Below are 24,869 nucleotides of genomic sequence, written 5' to 3'. Positions count from 1 at the left end.
GGGCGCCTTGGCCGGGCATCCGGTGCGGCTGTCGCTCCTGGTGCGGCGCAACCTTGCCGATCCGGGCCCCGGCGTGTAAGCCCTGCCGCCTGAGATCAACCCCAGAGAAATTAGCAGGTCACCGCCCATGGCGAAGATGCAGGCCAACCAGATGCGTGCCGGCATGGTCATCGAATTCGAAGGCCAGCGCTACACCATCCTCAAGCAGAACATCATGATCCCGGGCAAGGGCAACGCGATCATCCAGGTGGACATGCGCAACATCAAGACTGGGGCCAAGAAGGACCAGCGCTGGCGCACCGCCGATGTCGTGGAGCGGCTGACCACCGAGGACAAGGAGTTCACCTACTCCTACGCCGATGGCGAGAACCTCGTCCTCATGGATCCCGAGACCTATGAGCAGACGCAGGTGCCGTCGGCCATCCTCGGCGACCGCCTGGCCTTCCTGCAGGAGAACATGACGGTGAATGTCCGCCTCATCGAGGGCGACCCCGTCTCCATGGACCTGCCCGAGACCGTCACGCTCGAGATCGCCGAGGCCGACCCGGTGGTGAAGGGGCAGACCGCCTCCTCCTCCTACAAGCCCGCCCTTCTCGTGAACGGCGTGAAGACCATGGTGCCGCCCTTCATCACGGCGGGCGAGAAGATCGTGGTCCGCACCGAGGACGCCTCCTACGTCGAGCGCGCCAAGGGCTGAGCCTTTTCCCCACGAACCCGCTTCGCGTGTTCGCGGGGGCCCCGGATTGGCGCCAGGCTTGCCAAGGCCGGTTCCTCCTTCGGTGGCGAAGCCACCGAAGGGCTCCAGGGGGCGGCGCGTGGGCGGCCCGCGGCCCTGTCTTTTCATGACCGCCTCCTGTTAGGATTTCCGGATGTCCGGCGCCTCGCCCCGTCTCTCCCCTGCCCTCAATGTCGTCGTCTCCGCCGTCCGCAAGGCCGGCCGCCGGCTGCTGCGCGATTTCGGCGAGGTGGAGCAGCTCCAGGTCTCGATGAAGGGCCCGGGCGATTTCGTCAGCCAGGCCGATCTGCGCGCCGAGCAGACGCTGCGCGAGGACCTCGCCAAGGCCCGCCCCGGCTTCGCCTTCCTGATGGAGGAAAGCGGCGCGCATGGCGATGCCGATTGGGAGTGGCGCTGGGTGGTGGACCCGCTGGATGGCACCACCAATTTCCTGCATGGCATCCCGCATTGGGCGATCAGCGTCGGCATCGAGAAGCGCATCGCGAACGACAAATCGGAGGTCGTGGCCGGTGTGGTCTATAACCCGGCCTCCGACGAGCTCTTCTGGGCCGAGAAGGGCATGGGCGCCTTCCTGAACGACAAAAGGCTCCGCGTGTCCGGCCGGCGCGAGATGCGCGAGGCGCTCTTCGCCACCGGCATCCCCTTCGCCGCCATTCCGCGCAAGGCGGAGTTCACCCATACGCTGGTGCGCCTGATGCCGCAGGTCTCGGGCATCCGCCGCTTCGGCTCGGCCGCGCTCGACCTCGCCTGGACCGCGGCGGGCCGGTATGACGGCTTCTGGGAGCTGGGGCTCAACAAGTGGGACATTGCCGCCGGCATCGTCCTGCTGCGCGAGGCGGGCGGCATCGTCACCGCGCCCGATGGCGGCGACGCCTATGCCGAGGGCCATGTGGTGGCCGGCAACCAGCATCTGCACGGCAAGCTGCGCGAGGTGGTGGCCGAGAGCATTGCCGCCGCTGCCCAGGGTGCCGCCAAGGGCCGCGCCGAGGCCGGCTGATGCCCCGCCGGCGGCTGTTCCTGGCGCTGCTGCTGCTGGCGCCGCCGTTCGGGGGGGCCGCCCTGGCGCAGCCCCTGGGCGCGCCCGCCACCCCGCCGGTCTCCCTGCCCCCGATGCCGACGCTGCAACTGCCACGCAGCATGGCGGAACTGCCGCAGGGTGCATGGCGCGTGACCTTCCCGGCCAACCGTGACGCTTTGGAGGCCGATCAGCGCGCCGCCCTGGAGCGGCTGGGCGCGGCGCTGCAGATGAGCACCAGCGGCCGCGTGCTGCTCAACAGCGAGGCCAGCGGCGGCGACGATCTCTCCACCCATCGCCGCCTGTCGCTCGCGCGCGCCAGGGCCGTGAAGGCGGCACTCGTGGCGGGCGGCCTGTCCGAGACCCGGGTGGATATCCGCCCCCTCGGCCGCACGGCGAATGGGCGCGACGCGGTGGACATCCTGAGCCCGACCGCGCCGCGCTGACCCCCGATTGAACGCCGTTGGCGCTGGGGCTAAGCCCGCGCCATGAGCCAGACCCGCGCCAATTTCCACACCCCCCGCCACGCGCTGCTGCGCGCCAAGATCACGCGCATCCGCAAGCAGGAGACGGACAGCGCCACCTTCCGCCGCGTGCTGGCCGAGATCGGCGCCATCCTGGCGAGCGAGGCCCTGCGCGACCTGCCCGAGACGACGGCCACGATCGAGACCCCGGTGAGCCGCATGGAGGCGCCGGTGCTGACACAGCCAGAGCCCTGCCTCGTCGCCATCCTGCGCGCCGGCCTCGGCCTGCTGGATGGCGCGCGCATGGTGCTGCCCGATGCGCCGGTCGGCCATCTGGGCCTCGTGCGGGACGAGCAGACGCTGGTGCCGAGCGAGTATGTGGTGCGCCTGCCCAAGGACCTCGCCCGCCGCGGCGCCCTGGTGCTGGACCCGATGCTGGCCACCGGCGGCTCGGCCATCCAGGCCATTCATCGCGTGAAGCAGGCGGGCGCCCGCGTCGTGCGCTTCGCCTGCGTGGTCGCGGCCCCCGAAGGCGTGGACGCGCTGCAGAAGGCGCATCCGGATGTGGCGATCCTGGCCGGTGCGCTCGATGAGCGGTTGAACGAGCATGGCTACATCGTCCCTGGCCTGGGCGATGCGGGCGACCGGTGCTTCGGGACCGAGTGAACTAGTAGCGGACCTTGTCCGCCTTCGCCTCCCAGAGGCGGAAGGCCTCCAACGCCTCGCTCGCCAGAAGCCGCCTGATGGGCAGCGCCCGCGAGTCCAGCGGGCGCGCCACCTCGTCATAGATCGCCGCGTCGTCGAAGCCGATCGCGGCCGCATCCACGCGGTCATTGCCGTAGACGATTTCGCCGATGCGCGCCCACCAGGTGGCAGAAAGGCACATCGGGCAGGGTTCGCAACTCGTGTAGAGCACGGCGCCGCTCAGATCATGCGTGCCGAGCGCCGCACAGGCGGCGCGGATCGCCACCACCTCGGCGTGCTGCGTCGGATCGCGACCGGGGACGACGTTGTTGCGCCCCTCGCCGATGATCGCGCCATCCTTCACCACGACGGCACCGAACGGCCCGCCGCCCTCGGCGACCCCCTGGCAGGCCAGGGCGAAGGCGCGCCTCAGGAACGTCTCTTCCATGCCATCCCCTGCTGCCGGTAGAATCCGCGCATGAACATGCCAGCGCTTTCGATCCTCGATCAATCCACCATCGTCTCCGGCAAGGGCCCGGCCGAGGCGATCCAGGAGAGCCTGGCCATCGCGCAGCTGGCCGACCGCCTGGGCTATGCCCGCTATTGGCTGGCCGAGCATCACAACAGCCAGAGCCATGCGGGCAGCGCGCCCGAGATCCTGATCAGCGCCATCGCCGCCACCACGCGGCGCATCCGCGTGGGCAGCGCCGGCGTCATGCTGCCGCACTACTCGGCGCTGAAGGTGGCCGAGCAGTTCCGCGCGCTGGAGGCCGTGGCACCAGGCCGCATCGATCTGGGCCTGGGCCGCGCGCCCGGCAGCGATGGCCGCACCGCCTATGCGCTGAACCCCAACGCCGCGAGTGCTGCCGACCACTTCCCCGCGCAATTGCGGGACCTGCTGGGCTGGCTGGGTGACGGCCTGCCGGAGAACCACCCGTTCCGCGACGTGCGCGCGAGCCCCGAGGTCACGACCGCGCCCGAGGTCTGGGTGCTGGGATCGAGCGATTACGGCGCGCAGGTCGCGGCCTTTTTCGGCCTGCCCTATTGCTTCGCCCACTTCATCACCGATGGGCGCGGCGCGGCCGAGGCGCTGCACCTGTATCGCGAGGGCTATCGCGACATGCGCGGCCAGGCGCCGCACGCCGCCGTCGCCGTCTATGCGCTCGCCGCCGATACGGTGGAGGAGGCCGAGCGGCTCTTCGCGCCGCGCGCGCTGTGGCGGCTGTATCGCGACCGCGGCAGCTTCCCGCCCTTCCCCACCGCCGAGGAAGCGCTGGCCCACCCCTATTCCGAGGCCGAGCGCGCGCGAATCGAGCGCATGCGGTCCACAGCCATCATCGGCACGGGCGAGCAGGTGCGCGACCGCCTGGTGGCGCTCACGGCCGAACTCGGCGCAGAGGAGGTCGCGGTGCTGACCCCCTGCCATGACGCCACCGCCCGCGCCCGCAGCGTGACCCTGCTGGCCGAGGCCTTCGGCCTCACGCAGCCCATGCCGCTCGCCGCCGAATAGCCGCCGGGCCCGTGGGGCGGGTTGACGCCGCCCCCCCGCGGGTGGACCGTCTCGCCATCCTTTCCCGACTTGATTGCGAGCATCCATGGCAGCCCCGACCAGCGCCCCCAGCGCCGCCCAATCCTTCCCGGACCGGCTGCGCAGCCTGGCCCCTGGCCTTGGCCTCTGCCTTATCATCGCGGCCATCGCCATCATCATCCGCAACATGACGGGCATCGCGGCGCTGAACCCGGTGGTGGTGGCCCTCGTGCTGGGCGTGGGACTCGGTGCCGTGATCGGCCGCCCGGCCAGCCTCAAGCCCGGCATCGCCTATGCGGTGCGGCCGGTGCTGCGCGCGGCCATCGTGCTGCTCGGCTTCCAGGTGACGCTCGGCATGCTGGCCTCGCTCGGCCTCGGCGCGCTGGTGCTGGCCTTCCTGGTGGTGGGGCTGACGCTGCCCTTCACCATCTGGCTCGGCCGCGTCATGGGGGTGGACCCGAAGCTCTCCCTGCTGATCGGCACCGGCACCGCGATCTGCGGCGCGTCCGCCATCGTCGCCGCCAACCAGGTGGCGCGCGGCAAGGATGAGGACGTGACCTATGCGCTTGCCGTCATCACCCTTTGCGGCACGGTGGCGCTGATCCTTTTCCCCTATCTGGGCGAACTCATGGGCATGTCGGCCAACACCTATGGCCTCTGGGCCGGGGCCGCGATCCATGAGGTGGTGCAGGCGGTGGGTGCGGCGGCGGCCGGCGGGCCGGAGGCGGCGCAGACCGGCACGGTGATGAAGCTCGCCCGCGTCTTCCTGCTGGCGCCGGCCGTGGTGGCACTCGGCTGGTGGGTGGCGCGGAGCCACATGGGCGAGGCCGGGCACGCGAAGGCCCCCGTGCCGTGGTTCGCCTTCGGCTTCCTGGCGCTGGTGGTGATCGGCAGCACCGGCCTCGTGCCGAAATTCGTGGTGGATGCCTCGCGCTTCGTGGTGCCGATCATGCTGGCGGCCTCGGTCGCGGCCTTGGGCCTGCAGACGGATCTGCGCGCGCTGCACGCGCGCGGGGCTGCGCCGCTGCTGCTGGGCGTGGCCGCCACGCTGTTCATCACGCTGCTGGCGCTGGTGGGCGTGGCGGTGATCTAACAGGCCAGCGCGTCAAAGCGACACGACGGCGCCACGAATTCCTCCTGCGCCGCCACCGTCAGCAATTCGCGCGAGCCCGCTTCCGCCGTCCGCCGCAGCACGCCGAACACGGAGGAGGCCGCGGCGGCCAGCGCCTGCCCCGCATCGCCCGTCCGCAGGCGGTGGAACAGGAAGAGCGCCGCGATCGCATCGCCCGCGCCATTCACGCTGAGCGGCAGCAGCGGCGTCGCCACCCGCCAGAAGCGCCCGCCCTCGGCCGCCAGCATGCCGATCGTCCCCTCGGGCATGTCCGGCAGATCGAGGCTCGTCAGCAGCACGCAGCGCGGGCCCATGGCCTGCAGCGCCGTCACCGCCGCCTGCGCCGTGGCGAGATCGCTCACCCGCAGCCCGGTCAGCCATTCCAGTTCGAAGCGGTTCGGCGTTGCGATGTCGGCCATGGGCATCGCCTGGTCGCGCAGGAATTCCGGGATGCCGGGCCGCACATAGATGCCGCGCCCGTCATCGCCCAGCACCGGGTCGCAGCACCACAGCGCCGCGGGGTTGGCCGCCTTCACCTGCGACACGGCATCGAGGATGGCCGCGCCGATCTCGGCATCGCCCATGTAGCCGCTCAGCACGGCGTGGCACGCCGGCAGCGCGCCGCGCTCGGCGATGCCCTGCACGCAGTCGCGGATGAGCGCCGCGCCCAGCACCTGGCCGCGCCAGGCGCCATAGCCCGTGTGGTTGCTGAACTGCACCGTATGGATGGCCCAGACCTCGGCACCCAGGCGCTGCAGGGGAAACATCGCGGAGGCGTTGCCGACATGGCCATAGGCCACCCAGGACTGGATCGAGAGGATGTTCATCACCCGCACGGGATAACCGCTCCGGGCGGCCTTGCAAGCGGGGTGCGGCGGATGCCACGCTGCCTTTCCCCGAGATGGAGGCCCGTTCATGCTGCGCTTCGTCCTTGCCGCCTTGCTGCTCCCCCCGCTGCTGCTGCCCGGCATCGCCCTCGCCCAGGCCTGGCCCGAACGGCCGGTGCGCATCATCGTCCCCTTCCCGCCCGGCGGCGGCACGGAGGCCGTGGCCCGCCTCGTCGCGCAGCATTACCAGGAAGCCTTCGGCCAGCCCTTCGTGGTGGAAAGCCGCTCCGGCGCCTCGGGCATGCTGGGCACGGAAATGGCGGCGCGCGCCGCCCCCGATGGCTACACCCTCTCGATGACGGCGAGCGGCCCGCTCTCCATCCTGCCGCAGATGCTCCAGGCCGGGTATGATCCGATCCGCAGCTTCGAGCATGTGCTCCTGCCCTCGGTCACGCCGCTGATGATGGTGGTGCCGACCAACCGCCCGCCCAACAGCATGCAGGAATTCGTGGCCTGGGCCGGCACGCGGCGCGGCCAGATCAACTACTGCTCGATCGGCGTCGCCTCGCCCTCGCATCTCTCGGCCGAGATGTTCGCGCGCGCGATGAATGTGGAGATGACGCATATCCCGCATCGCGGCTCCGGCCCGGCCGTGGTGGACACCATCGCCGGTCATTGCGACGTGCTCTTCGACAGTTCCTCCTCCTCCGGCCCGCATGCGCGCGGCGGGCGGCTGAAGGCGCTGGCCATCACGACGCGTGAGCGCCACCCCTCCTGGCCCGACCTGCCCACCATGGCCGAGCAGGGTGCCGTGGGCTATGCCTCGCAGACCTGGTCGGGCCTGGTGGCGCCGGCCGGCACGCCGCCCGCCATCGTGAACCGGCTGAATGCCGAGGGCCGCCGCTTCGCGACCAGCGCCCGCGAGCGCGAGCGCATCGTGAGCCAGGGCGGTGTGGTGGTGGACATGTCCCCGCAGCAGTTCCGTGAGTTCCTCCAGACCGAGATCGCGGCCTGGGGCGAGGTGATCCGCGCCGGGAACATCCGCGCCGAATGACCTGGACCGATGAACTGGGATGACGAGTTCTTCCTCGCCGCGCGGGTCGCGCTGGCGGGGCTCTGCTTCTACGCGGGCTTCATCGGCTGGCGCATGGGCATGGGCTATGTCCGGCGCCCCGACCGGCGCATGCGCGGGCTGGTCGGCGCCGCGCTCATGGTGCTGGTGGGGCTGCTGCATCTGGGCTCCGGCCTGGATGAGGGAATCCGCAAGGCGGGCATCGAGGTCGAGCTGATCAACTGGGTCTGGCTCGGGGTGGACTCCCTCGTGCCGCTCTTCTTCCTGCGGATGGCGCATGCCTTCGCCGCGCGGGACCGGCTGGAGGCGGAACTCGCAGAAGCCGCCACGCATGACCCGCTGACCGGTCTGCCCAACCGCATGGGCTTCGCGCGCCTGGCCGAGGCCGCGCTCTCCCGCGCCGCGCGGCAGGGCCAGCCGAGCGTTGCCGTCATGCTCGACATTGATCACTTCAAGGCGGTGAATGATGGCTGGGGCCATGGCGCGGGCGATGTGCTTCTGAAGAGCGTCGCCGATGCCGCCCAGGCGGCGATCCGCCGCGAGGACGCGCTGGGCCGTGTGGGCGGCGAGGAGTTTGCGATGGTGCTTCCCGGATTGACGCCCGAGGAGGCCCTGCCTTTGGTGAACCGCATGCGGGAAGCGATCATGACGAGCGTGCCGCATCCCGGCGCGCCCGAGCGCGCGCTCACGCTCTCCGCCGGCATCGCGGCCGTGCCGCACTCCGATGCGGTGGCGCTGGAGGCCGCGTTCAACGCGGCGGATGAGGCGCTTTACGCCGCGAAGCAAGGCGGGCGGAACCAGGCACGGATCAGCCTGCGCTGAGGGCTGCGCCTCACCCCTCGAGTTGCAGGCCGGCCGCCTGGACCACGCCGCGCCAACGCGCGATCTCGGCGGCCTGGAACGCGGCCAGCGCCGCGCCATCCTTCCAGGCTGGCTCGAATCCCGCCCCCGTCAGGCGCTGGCGGGCGGCAGGCGATTCCATGATCTCCTTCACCATGGCCTCGATCCGCGCGCGCAGCGCGGGCGGCATGCCCGGCGGCGCGTAGAGGCTGATCCAGGAGGTGACGGCGAAATCCGGCACGCCCGCCTCCTGCACCGTCGGCACCTCGGGCAGTTGCGCGGTGCGATAGGGGCTGGTGACGGCGAGGGCCTTCAGCGTGCCGCCGCGCACCGCGCCCGCCACCACGGGCAGGTTGTCGAAGGCCACCTGGATGTCGCCGCGCTGCAGGAGCACCAGCGAATTGCCCGTGGCGCCGAAGGGCACGCCGGTGAGCTGCGTGCCGGTGCGCTGCTGGAAGAGCTCGGCGGTCAGCTGGTTGGAGGCGCCGACGCTGGTGAAGCCGTAGTTCAGCGCGCCAGGCCGAGCGCGGGCGAGTGCGATGAACTCCTGGAGGTTGCGCACCGGCAGCTCATTGGGCACCACCATCACATTCACGAATTCGGCGACGAGGCCGATCGGCGTGAAATCCTGCGCGGCATCGAAGGGCCAGTTGCGCATCACCGCGGGCGGCAGGCCGTGGCTGCCAAGCCCGCCCACCAGCAGCGTCGCGCCATCCGGGGCGGCGCGCTTCAGCAGATCGAGACCGAGCACGGCATTGGCGCCGGGGCGGTTGTCCACCACGGCGCTGCTGCCGCGCAGCCCCTCGGCCAGGATTCGGGCGATGAGGTCCGTCACCCGCCCCGCCGGGAAGGGCACGATGATGCGGATCTGCCGTGGCGGCCATTCCTGCGCCAGCGCGGGCGCGGGGGCGAGCATGGGTGCGGCGAGCAAGAGCGAGCGGCGATGCATGGGCCATCCTCTCATCACAGGAAGGTGGTCAGGTTCTTCGCGTGCAGCACGGACTGGTCCAGCAGCACCTCGCGCCGGTGCAGCAGCCAGCCCTCACCCGCGCGCAGCAGCGTGTCCCGCCGCCGGCCGATCAGGAGGTCCGTCTCATCCTCCAGCCGGTTGCGATGCAGGATGAAGCGGCAGCCGGCCAGCACGCGATCGGGCGCCGCTTCCAGGATGCGCACGCCGGAGATGAGGCGCGTGACGCGCGAGGCGGGTTCCTCCGCCCAATGGATGCCGGTCTCGAGCTGGCGCACGCGCTGCTCCAGCGTGCGGAAGCCCTCATCCACCCACATCACGTCCTGGCCCGCCCGCGTGCGCTCCTCGCGCGCCAGCAGCGCGGGGGCGAGGTTGCGGGCGATGGGCATGGCGACCCGGACTTCCGGATGCAGCAGCGCGAGCCAGTCCCGGTAGCGGCGAGCATCCAGCAGATCGGCCTCGGCCAGCAGCCATTCCTCGATCTCGGCGCGCAGCAGCAGGGCCGCGAGGGCGGCCTCACTCGGCGGCATGCGAGAGCCGGATCGGCCAGGGCTGGCCGCGCATGAAATCGGCCCAGCGGCCATGGAAGATGCGGGCATTCTCCTCGGTGATCTCGCCGCATTCCACGGCATCGCTGAGGCCCGGCGCGGGGCGGGCATGGCCCATGCCCATATGGTAGTTGTAGGGACGGCGCCGGGCGATGGGGCCCTGGCTCGCCGCGGTCGCATAGGCCCAGTTTTCCATGTCGTCGCTTTCGGTCATGCCGCCGGGGCCCGAGTAGCGCAGGAAATACTCGCGCGCGGCGTCGCGCACATTCTGGGGTGCGGCCACATCCTCCAGGCACCAGCGCCAGATCTCGGTGGTGGTGGGCGAGATGGGATGCGCCACCAAGATGGTGCGCGGCTGCCGCCCGTGGAAGCTCATATTCGGGAAGATGGTGCCGACCGACATCGCCACGCGCGGCCGCCCGGCGAGGTCGGCCAGGCGCTTCTCATGCGCGGCGCGATACCATTCATCCACCTCCGGATGCAGCGCCCAGGCATTGTTCCATTCCTCGGGCTCGGTGGTCGGCAATTCGCCGAGCAGCCCATGGCCGCGCCCGGGGAAGCCGATGGCGATGCGCGGGCGGAAATTGGCGCGCCGCCCCTGCCCGCCATTGGGGCCGATGCCCACCATGTCCACGGACCTGTGACTAATGTCATGATACATGTCGCCGATGAAGTTCTCGGGCGCGAATTTCCAGTTGCAGTTCACCCGCCACTTCTGCACGCCGGCGACGACGCGGGACGCACCTGGCGTGCCGTCCCGCGCATCCAGCGCGTAGTCGAGGTAGAGGCGCATATCGCCCAGGTAGTCGAGGAAATCCGGCGCATCGGGGTCCCAGCTCGCCCAGATGGAGCCCTTGTAGTTCTCGATGCGTGGCGCGCGGCTCAGCCCCCAATCCTCACGCTTCAGCTCGCCACGATAGGCCTTGTCGAAATGCGGCACGCCGACCAGCGCGCCGGGCACGCCCGCGAGGCGCCCGTCATTGCTGAAGGACCAGCCGTGATAGGGGCAGGTGAAGACCTTGGCCTTGCCGTGATCATGCCGGCAGACCTTCATGCCGCGATGCGTGCAGGAATTGAGCAGCGCATGGATCTGCCCGTCCCGGTCGCGCGCGAGGATCACGCTCTCGGTCCCCATGCGCGAGGTGAAGAAATCCTCCGGCTCCGGGATCTGGCTCTCATGGCCCAGGAACATCCAGGCGCGGGCGAAGATGCGCTCCTGCTCGGCGGCGAAGACTGCGGGGTCGGTGAAGGCCGCGCGCTGCACGATGCCTTCCGACAGGTCAACGAGATCGGCGAAATCGCTGCTCATGGGCCGCCCTCACGCAACATCTCCGCGAGGGGGCATGTTGGCGCGGGTTCAGCGCGCAGGGAAGATGCGAATTCAGGGCGTCTCGCCGCGCGCCATCCGCGCCTGGATCGCGGTGATCGCGGCCGGAAGGTCGGCGATGGAATCCACCACCAGATGAGCGCCCGCCTCAAGCAGCTCGGCGGTCGCGCGCGCGCGCATTTCGGCCTTCTCCGCTTCGCTGGCCCACGCCATCTCGGCCTCTGAAAGCCCCGCGATGTTGCCCGACAGCGCGAAGCCCACGGCCCAGCAGCCGGCATTCCGCGCCTCGCCGATGCCGGGCGGCGTGTCGTCGCACTTCACCACCGTGTTCGCCGGCCAGATGCCCATGCTCGCCATGGCGTACCACATCTGCAGCGGCGCCGGCCGGCCGGCCGCGAGGTCGCCCGCGCAGACCATCACCTCGGGGGAAAAGCCCTGGGCGGCGGCGAGAGGTGCCAGTTCCTCCATGATCGGCCGCGTATAGCCGGTGGTGGAACCGATGCGGATGCCGCGCGCCTTGCACCACTCCAGCGCCTCGCGCGCGCCGGCGATGAGCGTGGAATGCTCGGCCGTCTTCACGGCGGCGACGTTGAGCGGCTCGAAGACGGCGAAGATCGCCTCCATGTCCGCCTCGTTGAAGTCATGCCCGTGCTTCGCGCGCCAGGCGTCGTTCACCGCGCGGCCAACCAGGCGGATGTGGTCGCGCTTGGCCATGCCCATGGGCCCACGCGCATCGGCGATGCTGATCTCCACGCCGAAATGCGCAAAGGCCTTCACGAAAGCCGCCATCGGCGCGCGGCTGCCATGGTCGAGCACGGTGCCCGCCCAGTCGAGGATCACGGCCTGGATCATTCCGGAAACTCCATCTGCATGAGGTCGGCCAGCACTTCCTCCGCCAGGCCGAAGGCGGTGGAAGCGCCCGTGCCCGAGGTGACGGAGACAAGCCGCACGCCGGGCATCGGCGCCTCGAAGAAGGCATCGGCGGGGCCAGAGGGATAGACGCCGATCCAGCGCTCGATGGTGGGCGGTGGGGTGCCGAGCACGGCGGCGAATTCCTCCAGGATCAGCGCGTCCACGCTCTCCGGCTGGAAGGGGTCGGGGGTCGCGGCATAGTGGTGGCTGTCACCGACGACGAGGCTGCCATCGGCCGATTGCACGACGATGAGATGAACCCCCTGGTCGAGCTGCGGCTTCTGCTCGGCCTCCAGCCGCGCGCGCAGCGCGGGCAGCGAGGGGGCGCCGTGATAGCCGCGGTAGCGGTGCAGCCCGAGGTCGCTCATCACGGGCGCGGGCAGCTTCCAGCCGGGATCGGCGAGGCGCAGCATGTGCAGCTTGCACAGCGTCGTCTCACGTGCCGCGAAGGCCTCGGGGAAGAGTGAGACCAGATCCGTGCCGGGGCAGACCACGATATGCGGCGCGGTGAAGCGGCCCTGCGGCGTGTGCACCGCCCCCGTCTCGACGGCGAATGCCGCGCATTGCGGGAAGAGCGCCACGCCATGCCGCTCGGCCAGCCAGGCGCGCAGCCGGGGCAGCGCCTCTCGGCTTTCCACGCGCAGCTCATGCGGGGAATGCAGGGCGCCGAGCAGGCCGGGGGCGAGCGGCGCCGGCAATTCCTCGGGGCGGAGGATGCGACAGCCCTCGCCCATCGGGCCGGCGGCGAATTCCTCGATCACCGCCAGCGCCTCGGGCCGGCGCGCGGCCATGAGCAGGCCACGTTGCAGCACCGGGATGCCGGCCTCCTCCGCGACACCGGCCCAGACTTCGCGCGCCCGGCGGGCGCGGCGCCAGGTGTCGGGCCAGCCCTGGCCGGTGACGGTGACGAAGCCGAAATTGCGGATGGAGGCGCCATTGGGCTGCGCGTCGCGGTCCAGGACCGCCACGCGATGCCCGGCCCGCGCCGCCGCCAGCGCATGCGCGAGGCCCACGATGCCGTGGCCGATGACGATCAGGTCGTAGCTGCGTTCCATCCGCCTGCTCCCAGCCTCAGGGGCGCTTGCCGCGCGCTCCGTTCTCGCGCTCCACCGCATGGCCCGCGGCCAGCACCAGGCCATCCTGCCAGGGCTTGCCGATGATCTGCGCCGCCACCGGCAGCCCGCCCTCGCCGAAGCCCGTGCAGATGGTGAGCGCCGGCCAGCCCAGCAGGTTGAAGGCGATGGTGAAGTTGGGCTTCTCGAGGCTCGCCCATTTCGGCACCTCGCGGATCCTGGGCGCCTCGCCGGGGGCGGCGGCGGTCAGCAGCAGGTCCACATCGGCGCTGGCGGCCACGCTGCGCGCGATGAGGTCCCGCCGCTGGCGCTGCGCCTGGATGTAGTCGCCGGCCGAAAGCAGGCCGCCGAGTGCCAGGCGCCCGCGCAGGAACTCGCCATACTTCAGCGGCTGGCTGCGCATCCATTCCTCATGCACGGCCCAGGCCTCGCCCGAGAGCGTCACCCAGCCCGCCGCGTTGAACTCCTGCAGCGAGGGCAGCGTGACATCCACGACGGTCGCACCCAGCTTGCGCAGGATCTCGGCCGTCTCCTCGATGCCCTTGAGTGTCGCGGGGCTGACCGGATTGTCCTGCTCATGCATGTGGCGGATCAGGCCGACGCGGCGGCCGCGCCAATCCTGCGCCAGATCGAAGCGCGGCGCGGGACGGGCCGCGCTGCCGGGGTCGCTCGGATCATGGCCGGCCATGGCTTCGAGGAGGATGGCGCAATCCTCGCTCGTCCAGGCCATGGGGCCTGCGTGATCCAGCGTCTGCGCCAGCGGATAGATGCCGGTGCGCGAGCAGAGGCCGTAGGTCGGCTTGATGCCGGCAATGCCGCAGAGCGCCGCGGGGCCGCGGATGGAACCGCCCGTGTCCGAGCCCGTGCCGCCCAGGATCAGCCCAGCCGCGACCGCGGCACCCGTGCCGCTGCTGGAGCCGGAAGTGAAGCACTCGGTGTTCCAGGGGTTGCGCGCGGGCGGCCAGGGGAGGTCGAAGCTCGGCCCGCCAAAGGCGAATTCATGCGTGGCGAGCTTGCCCATCAGCACCACGCCAGCATCGCGCCACTTGGCGACGGTGACGGCGTCCTCGGCAGGCACATTGTCGATGAGTTGCGCCGAATGGCAGGTCGTGCGGATGCCGGCCGTCGAGTAGATGTCCTTGTGGCCGATGGGGATGCCATCCAGCTTGCCCTTCAGCATGCCGGCCATCTGGCGCGCCTCGGCAGCCTTGGCATCGGCCAGCGCGCGCTCGGGCGTCTCGAGGATGAAGGCGTGCAGAGCGCCGTTCTGGGCCGCGATGCGGGACTCGCATTCGCGCATGAGTTCGACGGGCGAGAGCTTCTTTGCCGCGATGAGGGACGCGGCCTCGGCGATCGTTGGGATCATCGCCTACTTCTCCGTGCTGAACGTGAAGGCCGGCTCGGCCACCAGCTTCGGCGCGGGCTTGCGCAGCGCCTCCAGCATGCCTGCGAGCCTGGCGTGCGCGTGGCGCAGATCCTCGACCTCTGCGGCGGGCAGGCTGATGCCCGCCTGCGCCATCATCGTGGCGAACTGGTCGGGCGGAAGCGGCTCGGGCATCGGGATCTCCATCTCTGCTGCACAGCAACATAGCTTGCCATGCTTGCAGCCCATGCGAAGCGGGGGCTAGCCTTCCTCCCAAGAAATAATTTTGGGGAGGACAGGGCCGCATGAAGGTCGGGGACGCCATCGCGGAAATCATGCGTCGCGAGGGGATCGAGGTGCTCACCGGCTATCCGGTGAACCACATGATCGAGCATTGCGCCGCCATTGATATCCGGCCCGTCATGGTGCGGCAGGAGCGCATCGGGCTGCACATGGCGGACGCCATCAGCCGCGTCACCTCGGCCCGCAAGCTCGGCGCCTTCTGCATGCAGCATGGGCCGGGGGCCGAGAACGCCTATGGCGGCGTCGCGCAGTGCTTCGGCGAGAGCGTTCCGGTGCTGGTGCTGCCCATGGGCTATCCGCGCCGCATCGCGCATGTGCCGCCCAACTACAACAGCACCATCCAGATGAAGGGCATCACGAAATCCACCGAGGCGATCATGTCCGCCGCCGAGGTGCCCAACATCATGCGCCGCGCCTTCGCGCGCCTGCGCAATGGCCGCGGCGGGCCCGTGGTGGTCGAGATCCCGACCGACATGTTCCAGGAGGAGATGCCGGAGAACTGGAGCTATACGCCCGTCCTCGCCGTCCGCTCCGCGCCCGATCCGGCCGATGTGAAGCGCGCGGCTGAGATGCTGAAGAACGCAAAGCGCCCGGTGATCTACGCCGGGACCGGCATCCACTGGGCCCAGGCCTGGCCGCAGCTGCGGGAGCTGGCGGAGATGCTGGCCGCCCCGGTCACGACGAGCCTCGGCGGCAAGTCCAGCTTCCCGGAGGATCATCCGCTGGCGCTCGGCTCCGGTGGGCTGGCCATGCCGCATCCGGTGCGGAAATTCCTGGATGATGCGGATGTGGTCTTCGGCGTCGGCTGTTCCTTCACCGAGACCAATTTCGGCATCAAGATGCCTGTCGGGCCCAAGTACATCCACGCGACGCTGGACCCGGACCACCTCGACAAGGATATCCGCTGCGACATCGGCCTGCTGGGCGATGCGCAACTGGTGCTGCAGGCGCTCATCGACGAGCTTCGCGGCATGGCCGCCCGTCCGCATGCGCCCGTGCAGGCCGCGATCGAGGCGCTGCGCACCCCCTGGCTCGCCAAATGGGCCGAGAAGCGGGACAGCAACGACGCGCCGCTCAACCCCTATCGCGTGCTGCGCGACCTCTGGCGCACGGTGGACCCGGACCAGACCATCATCACCCATGATGCGGGCTCGCCGCGGGACCAGCTCTCGCCCTTCTGGATCAGCCGCACGCCGCTTTCGTATCTGGGCTGGGGCAAGACGACGCAGCTGGGCTATGGCCTGGGCCTCGCCATGGGCGCGAAACTCGCCGCCCCCGACAAGCTCTGCATCAATGTCTGGGGCGATGCCGCCATCGGCTTCACGGGGATGGATTTCGAGACCGCGGTGCGCGAGCGCATCCCGATCCTCTCCATCCTGCTGAACAACTTCTCCATGGCGATCGAGCTGAAGATCATGGCGCTCAGCACGGAGAAGTTCCGGACCACCGACATCAGCGGCAACTACGCCGAGATGGCCCGCGCCTTCGGCGGCTATGGCGAGCGCGTGCTGACGCCGGACCAGATCGTGCCCGCCATCCAGCGCGGCATCGAACAGACCCGCAATGGCACCCCTGCCCTGCTGGAGTTCATCACCTCCAAGGAAACCCAGGTGTCGAGGTTCTGATGGCTCGCATGAACACTGTCCCCAACTTCGTGGCGCACACGCAGCGAGCCATCAGCTTTGCTGCCGCGCCGATTCACGCCGCTGCGCGGCGATCGGAGCGGTAAATGGCGTCCGTAGAAATCCGTAACGTCCGAAAGGCCTTCGGCAGCACCTCCGTGTTGCACGGCGTCTCGGTGGACATCGAGGATGGCGAGTTCGTCGTTCTGGTCGGCCCCTCGGGCTGCGGCAAGTCCACCTTGCTGCGCATGCTGGCGGGCCTCGAGAACATCACCGGCGGCGAGATCGCCATCGGCGGGCGCGTGGTCAACAACGTGCCGCCGAAGGACCGGGACATCGCCATGGTGTTCCAGAACTACGCGCTCTATCCGCACATGACCGTCTTCGAGAACATGGCCTTCTCCATGAAGCTGGCCAAGGCCTCGAAGGAGGTGATGCAGACGGAGGTGGCGCGCGCCGCCAAGATCCTCGGCCTGGAAAACCTGCTCGACCGCTATCCGCGCCAGCTCTCGGGCGGGCAGCGGCAGCGCGTGGCGATGGGCCGCGCCATCGTGCGCGACCCGCAGGTCTTTCTCTTCGACGAGCCGCTCTCCAACCTCGACGCCAAGCTGCGCGTGCAGATGCGCTCCGAGATCCGCGAGCTGCACCAGCGCCTGCGCGTCACCACCGTCTACGTCACGCATGACCAGATCGAGGCCATGACCATGGCCGACAAGATCGTCGTCATGGAGCTGGGCCATATCCGACAGGCGGGCCCGCCGCTGGAGCTCTACGACAGGCCCGCGAACCTCTTCGTGGCCGGCTTCATCGGCAGCCCGGCGATGAACCTGCTGGAAGGCCGCATCGAACATGGCGCGTTCCTGACCCCCGATGGCGTGAGCTGGCCGTTGCCGCCGGGCACCTGGCCCGACGGCCCCGCCGTCTATGGCATCCGCCCCGAGCATTTCCGCCTGGCGGGCGATGGCATGCCGGCCGAGGTCGTCGTGGTCGAGCCCATGGGGAGCGAGACGCTGGTCATGCTGCGCATCGGCGAGACCCGCGTGAACGGCGTGTTCCGCGAACGCATCTCGGCCAAGGCCGGGGAAATCCTGCCTGTGCTGCCCTCGGCCGCACAGGCCCACCTCTTCGACAAGACCACCGGACAGCGGATCTAACCGCGCCGCCAACAGGGAGGAACAAGGACAATGACCATCAACGTCACACGCCGCGAACTGGGCGTGATGGGTGCGGCGAGCCTCGCCGCCGCCCCCGCCATGGGCCAATCCATCCAGGCCGCGAACGTCGCCACGCCCAATTGGCGCATCGAGAACGGCGCCACGCTGCGCGTGCTGCGCCCCGTCCGCTTCGTGCAGCCCGACGAGGAGGTGTTCCGCGCCAACTGCGCCCGCTTCACCGCCGCCACCGGCGTGCAGGTCCGCGTGGATTTCGTGGGCTGGGAGGACATCAACCAGCAGACCGCCGTCACCGCCAATACCGGCGCGGGGCCGGACCTCATCATCGGCTTCGGCGATGCGCCGCATGTCTATGCGGACAAGCTGATCGAGATCACCGACGTCGCGGAGTATCTCGGCGCCAAGTATGGCGGCTGGAAGCGCCTGGCCCAGCGCTACGGCAAGCGGCACGGCACCAACAACTGGATCGGCCTGCCCTTCGGCGCCTCGGGCGGGCCGCTGGTCTATCGCAAATCGGCGGTGACGGAGGCGGGCTTCCAGTCCGTGCCCGAGGACCATGCCGGCATCCTGCGCCTCTGCCAGGCGCTGCGGCGGAACAACAAGCCGGCCGGCTTCGCCCTCGGCAATGCGGTGGGTGACGGCAACGGCTTCGCCAATTGGCTCGTCTGGTCCTTCGGCGGGCGGCTGGTGAATGATGACGGCAGCGTCGGCATCAACAGCCGCCAGACCATCGCGGCGCTGAACTACCTGCGCGAGCTCTACGCCACCTTCATCCCCGGCACCCTCGCCTGGGGCGACATCAGCAACAATCGCGCCTACGCCTCGAACGAGCTGTTCCTCACCTCCAACGGCGTCTCGCTCTACTTCGCGCTGAAGAACGATCCGGCGACGCGGCCCATCGCCGATGACACCGAGCACCAGCTCATGCCCAAGGGCGTCGTTCAGTCCGCGCCCATGGCCGGCCTCACGCTCAACGCCATGGTGTTCCGCCACAGCCGCTTCCCGAATGCGTCCAAGGCGCTGCTGGCCTTCCTGCTGGAATCGCCGCAATACGACCCCTGGCTGCAGGCCAATGTCGGCTACTGGGCGCAGCCGCTCAACGCCTACAACAACAGCGCCGTCTGGACGAGCGATCCCAAGGTCTCGATCTTCCGCGACACGATGGATAGCGAGTTCTACAACGGCTACAGCGGCCCGATCACCGAAGGCACCGCGGCCGCGAACGCCGATTACGTGATGGTGCAGATGTGCGCCGCCGTCGCCTCGGGCCAGGCCACGCCGGAAGCCGCCGCACGCGAGGCCGAGCGCCGCGCCGCGCGCTTCTTCCGCCGGCGCTGAGCACGCCTGACCTGAGACACCCGCGCGGCACGGCGCCGCGCGGGTCCTGATGCCCCGGGAGGAGCCCCGATGGACGCCACCACCAGCCTGCACTGGTCCAGGAACCGACCGCCCCAGACGGCGCTCTCCCGCTTCTTCGACAACAAGGCGGTGCTCATCATCGCCTGCCTGCTGCCGGCCGTCGGCCTGCTCAGCGTCTTCCTGACCTATCCGCTCGGCCTCGGCGTCTATCTCGCCTTCACCGATGCGACGATCGGCCGGCGCGGCATCTATGTCGGCCTCGAGAATTTCGAGTTCCTTTTCACCGACCCGATCTTCTGGAACGCCGTCTTCTTCAGCGTCTTCTACACGGGCATCGCCACCATCGGAAAATTCGGCCTGGGCCTGTGGCTCGCTTTGCTGCTCAACCAGCACATGCCCTTCAAGTCGCTGATCCGCGCCATCATCCTGCTGCCCTGGATCGTGCCGACCGTGCTCTCCGCCATCGCCTTCTGGTGGATCTACGACCCGCAATTCTCCATCATCAGCTACGTCTTCGTGGACGTGCTGGGCTGGCGCACCACGAACATCGACTTCATCGGCAGCGAATGGCCGGCGCGCTTCTCGCTCATCGCGGCCAATATCTGGCGCGGCATCCCCTTCGTCGCCATCTCGCTCCTCGCCGGGCTGCAGACCATCTCGCCCTCGCTCTACGAAGCGGCCCTGCTCGACGGCGCCTCCTCCTGGCAGCGCTTCCGCTACATCACCTTCCCGATGCTGCTGCCCATCCTCGCCATCGTGATGACCTTCTCCATCATCTTCACCTTCACCGACTTCCAGCTGGTCTACGCGATCACCCGCGGGGGCCCGGTGAACTCCACCCACCTGCTCGCCACCCTCGCCTTCCAGCGCGGCATCCCCGGCGGACAACTGGGCGAAGGCGCTGCCATCGCCGTCTCGATGATCCCCTTCCTCGTCTTCGCGACGCTGTTCAGCTACTTCGCCCTCGCCCGCCGGAAGTGGCAGCAAGGCGAAGGCAATGACTGAGGGGCCGCGCGTGTCACGGGTGCGCCACGAGGGGCTCTGCCCCTCGACCCCGCCGAGGGCCCAGGCCCTCGGAACCCGTGTGTTGGGGATTTGGGAGAGGGGCAAGGGACAGGCTCGGGGCCAGGCGCGAACGCAGGCCCCTCTCCCAAATCCCCAAGATGGTTTCCAAAGGCCCCCGGCCTTTGGTGGGGTGCAGGGGCAAAGCCCCTGCGACGCGCCCCGACATGCTCAGCACCTTCAGACAGGGCCTACGCCATGAGCAATGCTTCGACCGCCGCGCCGGAGACGATGCAGTGGGACAGCCGCGCGCGCCGGATGGTGCTGCTGTGGATCCCGCTGTCGTGCTTCCTGCTGATCCTGTTGTTTCCGTTCTATTGGATGACGGTCACGGCCTTCAAACCGGATGCGGAGCTTTACGACTTCGCGACGCATAATCCCTTCTGGATCACCTCGCCCACGCTGCAGCATATCCGGAAGCTGCTGTTCGAGACGTCCTATCCCTCCTGGCTGTGGACGACGATGATGGTCTCGGTGGGGGCGACCTTCCTGTCGCTCTTCGCCAGCACGCTCGCGGCCTATGCGATCCAGCGGCTGCGCTTCACGGGCAGCCAGTATGTGGGGCTCGCAATCTACCTGGCCTATCTGGTGCCGCCCTCCATCCTCTTCATCCCGCTGGCGACGATGGTGGTGCAGCTGGGCCTGTTCGACAGCCCGATGGCGCTGATCCTGGTCTATCCGACCTTCCTCGTGCCCTTCTGCACCTGGCTCTTGATCGGCTACTTCAAGTCCATCCCTTACGAGCTGGAGGAATGCGCGCTGATCGATGGCGCCACGCGCCTGCAGATCCTGCGGCAGATCACGCTGCCGCTGGCGGTGCCGGGGCTGATCAGTGCCGGCATCTTCTCCTTCACGCTGAGCTGGAACGAGTTCATCTACGCGCTCGCCTTCATCCAGAGCAGCGAGAACAAGACCGTCCCGGTCGCGATCCTGACGGAGCTGGTGACGGGCGATGTGTATCAGTGGGGCGCGCTGATGGCGGGCAGCCTGCTCGGCTCGCTGCCGGTCGCGATCTTCTACTCGTTCTTCGTGGACTATTATGTCAGCAGCCTGACCGGCGCCGTGAAAGAGTAGCGCGCTACTCGGTCTGCCGCTGCGCGGTGGCGAGGTGGACCTCGCCATTGCGGCGCGTACGGTCGGCCTGGCCCGAAGCGCAGTTCCAATCGTCGAAGATGTCGCTGCCCGGGCTGGTCACTTCCATCTTGGCCTTCACGCGGCAGACCAGGCGCTGGGTCGAGGCGGGGCTGCCGCCATGCCAGCGGCGCAGCGCGGTGGACCAGCTGCCCGTCTCACGCGCCCAGCGGGCCATCATGCCGCCGGCCCAGTCGGCCGAGGCATCGGGATTGAGCGGCCAGTGCGAGTTGCGGGCATGGACGCGGGCATTCACCTGCACGCAACCGGCCATGATGCTGCGCCGCGGCGGCGCATTGTTCACGAGTTGGCGCGCGGCTTCCTCGGTCGCCGGGAAATGGGCCCGGCCGCCGATGGACAGCGCATAGGCATGCAGGCCGCTCTCGGCGAGTGCCACGGCGGTCAGCAGGCCGGTCGGCAGGCCATGGACCTGCTCGGCGCGTTGGGTGGCCTGGAGGCAGGCGGCGCGGGGCGACAGCTGGGTCGTCCCCCGTGGCATGTCGGAGGCCAGGACGGGAATGAGCTCCTGCGGGGCATCGCGCATGCGGGTGGTGCCCGCGGGCGGACGGCTGCGCTGGGCGGTCCGGCTATTGGCCGGCCGGCGCGCCGCGGAACTGGTGTTGGGGCGCGCGGCCGGGGTGGCAGCGGGGCGGGCGGCTGGCGCCGTGGCGGCCGGGCGGCTCTGGGCGCTCGGGCGGGCTTCCTGGGCCCGCGCGGTGCCGGGCAGGCCCCAGGTCAGCGCACCCAGCACCCAGGCCGTGAAGGCGCTGAGAGCGAGGCCACGAAGGCTTCCCCGGGGGAAGGACCCGCGCTGCACGAAGCGGTGCGGCGCGCGAACCAGTGGTGGGTGCCGGGGCGCGAAGCGTGCGCTCGCCCCCCTGGGCAGGCCAGTCTTGGTCAACATGCAACACGCGGTAGCATGGCGTGAAGCGAAAGGGCAACCCTTCCTGTTCCGGCCGGGGCATGCTGCCCTCCGGGCTGGCCCCGAATCAGGGAGGCAACATCCGCATGATCACACGCCGGACACTCCTCGCGGCAAGCACAATCTGCCTCACGCCCAGGGCCCGGGCGCAGGTGCTGGATCGGCCGGTCACGCTGATCGCCCCGTTCTCGGCGGGCGGGGCGGCGGACATCGCGGCCCGGCTCTTCGCCGCGCATGCGGTCCGGCACATGGGCCAGCCGCCGCAGCCCGTCATTGTGGAGAACCGCACCGGCGCGTCGGGGGCGATCGGCACGCAATATGTGGCGCGCGCCAGGCCGGACGGGCACACGCTGCTGCTGGCGCGCGTGGGCTCCTCCGCCATCCTGCCGGCGACCGATCCGCGCACGCCCTATACGGTCGAGGATTTCACCTGGCTCGCGCTGCTGGATGAAAACCCCTTCGTGATCTGCGTGCGCGCCGATGCGCCCTGGCCGGACTTGGCCGCGCTGCTGGCCGCGATCCGCGCGGCACCCGGCACGCTCAACTTCGCCACCAGCGGGCCGGCCACCATCCTCGACCTCGGCATCCGCCACATGCTGGCGAGCGCCGGCCTGCCGATCGACGCCGCCCAGGCCCTGCCCTTCCGCGGTGGCGGCGAGGCACTGACGGCGCTGTTGGGCGGCCACGCGCAATTCGTCGGCAACAATCTGGGTGACATGCTGGGCGCCATCCAGCAGGGCCAGGTGCGCGCGCTGGTGGTCAGCGGCGATGCGCGCCTGCCTAGCCTGCCCGGCGTGCCGACGGCGGCCGAGGCGGGGCTTCCGGCCCTCTCGCAGCTCGCCGGCTGGAACGCGCTGGCCGCGCCCGCGAACCTGCCCGTGCCCGTGCTGGAATTCTGGAGCCGCGTGGCCCGCGCCACGGCAGGGGATCCCGAATGGCTCGCCGCCACCCGCCGCACCGGCAGCGTGCCCCGATACCTCGACGGGGCAGCCATGCGCGCGATGGTGGAGGCGCAGATCGCGCTGTATCGCGACCTCGCGCGGCGCCTGAACCTGGGCTGAGCCCAGGTTGACGAATGGCGGCCTGGAAGCGAGGCTCTTGCCGCCGCACCACAAGGACGCGGCCCAATCATCCGGGAGGATGCGATGACCGCCAGGAAAGGGCACCGAGCCCCATGAAGAATCCCGCCTACATCGTGGGCGCTTTCGAGCACCCGACGCGCAAGGCCGAGACGAAATCCACCGCGCAGCTGCATGCCGAGGTCGCCTACGGCGCGCTGCAGGATGCCGGCCTCACCGCTGCCGACATTGATGGCTATTTCTGTGCGGGCGATGCGCCCGGCATGGGTGGCCTGTCCATGATCGACTACATGGGCCTCACCAAGCTGCGCCATTACGACACGACGGAAAGCGGCGGCTCCTCCTACGTCATCCATGTCGGTCACGCGGTGGAAGCCATCATCGCGGGCAAGTGCAATGTGGCGCTGATCACGCTCGCCGGCCGTCCGCGCGCCGAGGGCATGCAGACCGGCACCGCCGTGCGCTCCGCCGGCGTCGGCGTGCCCGATGAGAGCTTCGAGCTGCCCTATGGCCGCACGATCGCGACCATGCACGCCAATGTCGCCATGCGGCACATGTACGAGTTCGGCACGACGAGCGAGCAGCTGGCCTGGGTGAAGGTCGCGGCCTCGCATCATGCACAGCACAACCCGCATGCCATGCTGCCCAAGGTCGTCACCGTGGAGGACGTGGTGAATTCGCCGATGGTGGCGGACCCGCTGCATCGCCTGGATTGCTGCGTGATTTCCGATGGCGGCGGCGCGCTGATCGTGGCGCGGCCCGAGATCGCGAAGTCGCTCAACCGGCCCAAGGTCGGCGTGAAGGGCTGGGGCGAGGCCTACAAGCACCAGAATGCGGGCGGCATCGACCTCACCTACTCGGCCACGAAGTTCTCGGGCCCGATGGCGTTCAACAAGGCGGGCGTGAAGCCGGCCGACATCAAATACGCCTCGATCTATGACAGCTTCACCATCAGCGTGGTGGTGCAGATCGAAGACCTCGGCTTCTGCGAGAAGGGCCAGGGCGGCAAGTTCGTGGCCGATGGCAACCTGATCTCCGGCGTCGGCAAGCTGCCCTTCAACACGGATGGCGGCGGCCTCTGCAACAACCACCCGAGCAACCGCGGCGGCATGACCAAGGTAATCGAGGCGGTGCGCCAGGCGCGCGGCGAAGCGCATCCGGCGGTGCAGGTGAAGAACGCCGATCTCGTGCTTGCCAATGGCAAGGGCGGCAACCTCGGTTCGCGGCATGGCTGCGGCACCGTCATCCTGGAGCGGGAGTGATCATCCATGGCCACCATGTCCTTTGACCGCACCCCCGCGGCGCCCTCCGAGAGCCCGGACAACAAGGTCTATTTCGATGGCTGCCGGGCGGGCAAGCTGATCCTCGGCAAGTGCCTGGATACCGGCAAGCTCTTCCACTACCCGCGCCATGTCTCGCCCTTCACGCTCTCGAACAATGTCGAGTTCGTCGAAGCCTCGGGCGATGGCGTGATCTACAGCTACAGCGTGGCGCGCGGGAAGGAACCCTTCTGCGTGGCCTATGTGACGCTGGCCGAAGGCCCCACCATGCTGACCAACATCGTCGAATGCGACCTCGACGCGCTGAAGGTCGGGCAGAAGGTGAAGGTGAAGTTCCGCGCCACGGAAGGTGACGGGGCGCCGGTGCCGGTGTTCGTGCTGGCGTAAGGCCACAAAAGGGAAAGTTCGAAGGGCTCTGCCCTTCGAGCTACCCGGCAGGAACCTCAGGTCCCTGCACCTCCGACGAGGCACA

Annotated in this window: 26 protein-coding genes; 16 read left to right on the top strand and 10 right to left on the bottom strand. The window is 69.5% G+C overall.

Features of this window, described 5'->3' with window-relative positions; translation table 11 throughout:
* The first annotated feature begins 127 nt into the window (after positions 1-127).
* From efp to upp, 4 genes are all read left to right on the top strand, one after another.
* Complete coding sequence (efp, locus tag KTR66_RS07790; RefSeq protein ID WP_213612005.1) at positions 128-697, top strand: elongation factor P; 570 nt, start codon at positions 128-130, stop codon at positions 695-697.
* Between the two features lie 172 nt (positions 698-869).
* A complete protein-coding gene (locus tag KTR66_RS07785; protein WP_213612004.1) occupies positions 870-1,733 on the top strand; it encodes an inositol monophosphatase family protein in 864 nt (287 codons plus the stop codon).
* Positions 1,733-2,197, top strand: a complete 465-nt coding sequence (locus tag KTR66_RS07780) for an OmpA family protein (protein WP_213612003.1) — start codon at positions 1,733-1,735, stop codon at positions 2,195-2,197. Before KTR66_RS07785 ends, KTR66_RS07780 begins: the two co-directional genes overlap by 1 nt.
* A 42-nt stretch (positions 2,198-2,239) precedes the next feature.
* Positions 2,240-2,881, top strand: a complete 642-nt coding sequence (gene upp, locus KTR66_RS07775) for a uracil phosphoribosyltransferase (protein ID WP_213612002.1) — start codon at positions 2,240-2,242, stop codon at positions 2,879-2,881.
* A gap of 1 nt (position 2,882) precedes the next feature.
* On the opposite strand, the gene KTR66_RS07770 is transcribed toward upp, so the two are convergent.
* Positions 2,883-3,347: a nucleoside deaminase gene (locus tag KTR66_RS07770; RefSeq protein ID WP_213612001.1), complete on the bottom strand. Its 465-nt coding sequence runs from the start codon at positions 3,345-3,347 to the stop codon at positions 2,883-2,885.
* A gap of 30 nt (positions 3,348-3,377) precedes the next feature.
* Here KTR66_RS07770 and KTR66_RS07765 point away from each other — a divergent pair, with 30 nt between their 5' ends.
* Entirely contained in the window at positions 3,378-4,409 is a 1,032-nt protein-coding gene (locus KTR66_RS07765; protein ID WP_213612000.1) for an LLM class flavin-dependent oxidoreductase, read from the top strand.
* Between the two features lie 85 nt (positions 4,410-4,494).
* The gene (locus KTR66_RS07760; RefSeq protein ID WP_213611999.1) at positions 4,495-5,520 is read left to right on the top strand and encodes a YeiH family protein; all 1,026 of its coding nucleotides are present in this window, start codon (positions 4,495-4,497) and stop codon (positions 5,518-5,520) included.
* Here the strand turns inward: KTR66_RS07760 and pdxY are convergent.
* On the bottom strand, positions 5,517-6,365 hold the full coding sequence (gene pdxY / locus KTR66_RS07755; protein ID WP_213612095.1) for a pyridoxal kinase PdxY: 849 nt from the start codon (positions 6,363-6,365) through the stop codon (positions 5,517-5,519). The two genes, KTR66_RS07760 and pdxY, sit on opposite strands and share 4 nt — an antisense overlap.
* A gap of 88 nt (positions 6,366-6,453) precedes the next feature.
* Here pdxY and KTR66_RS07750 point away from each other — a divergent pair, with 88 nt between their 5' ends.
* Positions 6,454-7,419 (top strand): tripartite tricarboxylate transporter substrate binding protein, encoded by a 966-nt coding sequence (locus KTR66_RS07750; protein WP_213611998.1) that lies wholly within the window; start codon positions 6,454-6,456, stop codon positions 7,417-7,419.
* A gap of 9 nt (positions 7,420-7,428) precedes the next feature.
* A complete protein-coding gene (locus tag KTR66_RS07745) occupies positions 7,429-8,259 on the top strand; it encodes a GGDEF domain-containing protein (protein ID WP_213611997.1) in 831 nt (276 codons plus the stop codon).
* 10 nt (positions 8,260-8,269) lie between these two features.
* On the opposite strand, the gene KTR66_RS07740 is transcribed toward KTR66_RS07745, so the two are convergent.
* The 7 genes from KTR66_RS07740 to KTR66_RS07710 all read right to left on the bottom strand — a co-directional run bounded on the left by KTR66_RS07740 (position 8,270) and on the right by KTR66_RS07710 (position 14,662).
* A complete protein-coding gene (locus KTR66_RS07740; RefSeq protein WP_213611996.1) occupies positions 8,270-9,226 on the bottom strand; it encodes a tripartite tricarboxylate transporter substrate binding protein in 957 nt (318 codons plus the stop codon).
* A gap of 14 nt (positions 9,227-9,240) precedes the next feature.
* The gene (locus tag KTR66_RS07735) at positions 9,241-9,774 is read right to left on the bottom strand and encodes a 3-phenylpropionate/cinnamic acid dioxygenase subunit beta (RefSeq protein ID WP_213611995.1); all 534 of its coding nucleotides are present in this window, start codon (positions 9,772-9,774) and stop codon (positions 9,241-9,243) included.
* A complete protein-coding gene (locus KTR66_RS07730; RefSeq protein WP_213611994.1) occupies positions 9,761-11,101 on the bottom strand; it encodes a Rieske 2Fe-2S domain-containing protein in 1,341 nt (446 codons plus the stop codon). Before KTR66_RS07730 ends, KTR66_RS07735 begins: the two co-directional genes overlap by 14 nt.
* Before the next feature lie 72 nt (positions 11,102-11,173).
* A complete protein-coding gene (phnX, locus tag KTR66_RS07725; protein WP_213611993.1) occupies positions 11,174-11,971 on the bottom strand; it encodes a phosphonoacetaldehyde hydrolase in 798 nt (265 codons plus the stop codon).
* On the bottom strand, positions 11,968-13,086 hold the full coding sequence (locus KTR66_RS07720) for a TIGR03364 family FAD-dependent oxidoreductase (protein WP_213611992.1): 1,119 nt from the start codon (positions 13,084-13,086) through the stop codon (positions 11,968-11,970). The genes phnX and KTR66_RS07720 overlap by 4 nt, the downstream gene beginning before the upstream one ends.
* Positions 13,087-13,102: 16 nt before the next feature.
* Complete coding sequence (locus KTR66_RS07715; protein WP_213611991.1) at positions 13,103-14,470, bottom strand: amidase; 1,368 nt, start codon at positions 14,468-14,470, stop codon at positions 13,103-13,105.
* A gap of 3 nt (positions 14,471-14,473) precedes the next feature.
* Positions 14,474-14,662: a hypothetical protein gene (locus KTR66_RS07710; protein WP_213611990.1), complete on the bottom strand. Its 189-nt coding sequence runs from the start codon at positions 14,660-14,662 to the stop codon at positions 14,474-14,476.
* Positions 14,663-14,772: 110 nt separating this feature from the next.
* Between KTR66_RS07710 and KTR66_RS07705 the strand changes: the two genes are divergently transcribed.
* The 5 genes from KTR66_RS07705 (at position 14,773) to KTR66_RS07685 (ending at position 21,059) form a co-directional block, all read left to right on the top strand.
* Positions 14,773-16,395: a thiamine pyrophosphate-requiring protein gene (locus tag KTR66_RS07705; protein ID WP_213611989.1), complete on the top strand. Its 1,623-nt coding sequence runs from the start codon at positions 14,773-14,775 to the stop codon at positions 16,393-16,395.
* Between the two features lie 104 nt (positions 16,396-16,499).
* Positions 16,500-17,546 (top strand): ABC transporter ATP-binding protein, encoded by a 1,047-nt coding sequence (locus KTR66_RS07700; protein ID WP_213611988.1) that lies wholly within the window; start codon positions 16,500-16,502, stop codon positions 17,544-17,546.
* Positions 17,547-17,576: 30 nt separating this feature from the next.
* Entirely contained in the window at positions 17,577-18,902 is a 1,326-nt protein-coding gene (locus tag KTR66_RS07695; protein WP_213611987.1) for an ABC transporter substrate-binding protein, read from the top strand.
* A 69-nt stretch (positions 18,903-18,971) separates the two neighbouring features.
* Positions 18,972-19,928: a carbohydrate ABC transporter permease gene (locus KTR66_RS07690; protein ID WP_213611986.1), complete on the top strand. Its 957-nt coding sequence runs from the start codon at positions 18,972-18,974 to the stop codon at positions 19,926-19,928.
* 255 nt (positions 19,929-20,183) lie between these two features.
* The gene (locus KTR66_RS07685; protein ID WP_213611985.1) at positions 20,184-21,059 is read left to right on the top strand and encodes a carbohydrate ABC transporter permease; all 876 of its coding nucleotides are present in this window, start codon (positions 20,184-20,186) and stop codon (positions 21,057-21,059) included.
* A gap of 4 nt (positions 21,060-21,063) precedes the next feature.
* Here KTR66_RS07685 and KTR66_RS07680 read toward each other — a convergent pair whose 3' ends face one another.
* Entirely contained in the window at positions 21,064-22,020 is a 957-nt protein-coding gene (locus KTR66_RS07680) for a hypothetical protein (RefSeq protein ID WP_213611984.1), read from the bottom strand.
* A gap of 104 nt (positions 22,021-22,124) precedes the next feature.
* Between KTR66_RS07680 and KTR66_RS07675 the strand changes: the two genes are divergently transcribed.
* From KTR66_RS07675 to KTR66_RS07665, 3 genes are all read left to right on the top strand, one after another.
* Complete coding sequence (locus KTR66_RS07675; protein WP_213611983.1) at positions 22,125-23,099, top strand: tripartite tricarboxylate transporter substrate binding protein; 975 nt, start codon at positions 22,125-22,127, stop codon at positions 23,097-23,099.
* A 113-nt stretch (positions 23,100-23,212) separates the two neighbouring features.
* Positions 23,213-24,379, top strand: coding sequence for a thiolase domain-containing protein (locus tag KTR66_RS07670; RefSeq protein ID WP_213611982.1), 1,167 nt, complete (start codon positions 23,213-23,215; stop codon positions 24,377-24,379).
* A gap of 6 nt (positions 24,380-24,385) precedes the next feature.
* Positions 24,386-24,784, top strand: a complete 399-nt coding sequence (locus KTR66_RS07665; RefSeq protein WP_213611981.1) for a Zn-ribbon domain-containing OB-fold protein — start codon at positions 24,386-24,388, stop codon at positions 24,782-24,784.
* The last annotated feature ends 85 nt before the right edge of the window (positions 24,785-24,869 follow it).

The sequence above is a fragment of the Roseococcus sp. SDR genome (assembly GCF_019083995.1).
Taxonomy (GTDB): domain Bacteria; phylum Pseudomonadota; class Alphaproteobacteria; order Acetobacterales; family Acetobacteraceae; genus Roseococcus.
Note: the sequence above shows the minus strand (reverse complement) of the source record. Positions and strands in the feature narration are given on the sequence as shown.

What these genes read in the sequence shown, in the direction of transcription:
- KTR66_RS07770 (WP_213612001.1), bottom strand. Translation starts at nt 3,347, where the DNA reads ATGGAAGAGACGTTCCTGAGGCGCGCCTTCGCCCTGGCCTGCCAGGGG.
- KTR66_RS07720 (WP_213611992.1), bottom strand. Translation starts at nt 13,086, where the DNA reads ATGGAACGCAGCTACGACCTGATCGTCATCGGCCACGGCATCGTGGGC.
- KTR66_RS07675 (WP_213611983.1), top strand. Translation starts at nt 22,125, where the DNA reads ATGATCACACGCCGGACACTCCTCGCGGCAAGCACAATCTGCCTCACG.
- KTR66_RS07690 (WP_213611986.1), top strand. Translation starts at nt 18,972, where the DNA reads ATGGACGCCACCACCAGCCTGCACTGGTCCAGGAACCGACCGCCCCAG.
- KTR66_RS07780 (WP_213612003.1), top strand. Translation starts at nt 1,733, where the DNA reads ATGCCCCGCCGGCGGCTGTTCCTGGCGCTGCTGCTGCTGGCGCCGCCG.
- KTR66_RS07715 (WP_213611991.1), bottom strand. Translation starts at nt 14,470, where the DNA reads ATGATCCCAACGATCGCCGAGGCCGCGTCCCTCATCGCGGCAAAGAAG.
- KTR66_RS07740 (WP_213611996.1), bottom strand. Translation starts at nt 9,226, where the DNA reads ATGCATCGCCGCTCGCTCTTGCTCGCCGCACCCATGCTCGCCCCCGCG.
- KTR66_RS07765 (WP_213612000.1), top strand. Translation starts at nt 3,378, where the DNA reads ATGAACATGCCAGCGCTTTCGATCCTCGATCAATCCACCATCGTCTCC.
- phnX (WP_213611993.1), bottom strand. Translation starts at nt 11,971, where the DNA reads ATGATCCAGGCCGTGATCCTCGACTGGGCGGGCACCGTGCTCGACCAT.
- KTR66_RS07705 (WP_213611989.1), top strand. Translation starts at nt 14,773, where the DNA reads ATGAAGGTCGGGGACGCCATCGCGGAAATCATGCGTCGCGAGGGGATC.
- KTR66_RS07685 (WP_213611985.1), top strand. Translation starts at nt 20,184, where the DNA reads ATGAGCAATGCTTCGACCGCCGCGCCGGAGACGATGCAGTGGGACAGC.
- KTR66_RS07745 (WP_213611997.1), top strand. Translation starts at nt 7,429, where the DNA reads ATGAACTGGGATGACGAGTTCTTCCTCGCCGCGCGGGTCGCGCTGGCG.
- KTR66_RS07695 (WP_213611987.1), top strand. Translation starts at nt 17,577, where the DNA reads ATGACCATCAACGTCACACGCCGCGAACTGGGCGTGATGGGTGCGGCG.
- KTR66_RS07735 (WP_213611995.1), bottom strand. Translation starts at nt 9,774, where the DNA reads ATGCCGCCGAGTGAGGCCGCCCTCGCGGCCCTGCTGCTGCGCGCCGAG.
- KTR66_RS07700 (WP_213611988.1), top strand. Translation starts at nt 16,500, where the DNA reads ATGGCGTCCGTAGAAATCCGTAACGTCCGAAAGGCCTTCGGCAGCACC.
- KTR66_RS07785 (WP_213612004.1), top strand. Translation starts at nt 870, where the DNA reads ATGTCCGGCGCCTCGCCCCGTCTCTCCCCTGCCCTCAATGTCGTCGTC.
- KTR66_RS07680 (WP_213611984.1), bottom strand. Translation starts at nt 22,020, where the DNA reads ATGTTGACCAAGACTGGCCTGCCCAGGGGGGCGAGCGCACGCTTCGCG.
- KTR66_RS07760 (WP_213611999.1), top strand. Translation starts at nt 4,495, where the DNA reads ATGGCAGCCCCGACCAGCGCCCCCAGCGCCGCCCAATCCTTCCCGGAC.
- KTR66_RS07670 (WP_213611982.1), top strand. Translation starts at nt 23,213, where the DNA reads ATGAAGAATCCCGCCTACATCGTGGGCGCTTTCGAGCACCCGACGCGC.
- KTR66_RS07730 (WP_213611994.1), bottom strand. Translation starts at nt 11,101, where the DNA reads ATGAGCAGCGATTTCGCCGATCTCGTTGACCTGTCGGAAGGCATCGTG.
- KTR66_RS07710 (WP_213611990.1), bottom strand. Translation starts at nt 14,662, where the DNA reads ATGCCCGAGCCGCTTCCGCCCGACCAGTTCGCCACGATGATGGCGCAG.
- KTR66_RS07750 (WP_213611998.1), top strand. Translation starts at nt 6,454, where the DNA reads ATGCTGCGCTTCGTCCTTGCCGCCTTGCTGCTCCCCCCGCTGCTGCTG.
- KTR66_RS07665 (WP_213611981.1), top strand. Translation starts at nt 24,386, where the DNA reads ATGGCCACCATGTCCTTTGACCGCACCCCCGCGGCGCCCTCCGAGAGC.
- pdxY (WP_213612095.1), bottom strand. Translation starts at nt 6,365, where the DNA reads ATGAACATCCTCTCGATCCAGTCCTGGGTGGCCTATGGCCATGTCGGC.
- upp (WP_213612002.1), top strand. Translation starts at nt 2,240, where the DNA reads ATGAGCCAGACCCGCGCCAATTTCCACACCCCCCGCCACGCGCTGCTG.
- efp (WP_213612005.1), top strand. Translation starts at nt 128, where the DNA reads ATGGCGAAGATGCAGGCCAACCAGATGCGTGCCGGCATGGTCATCGAA.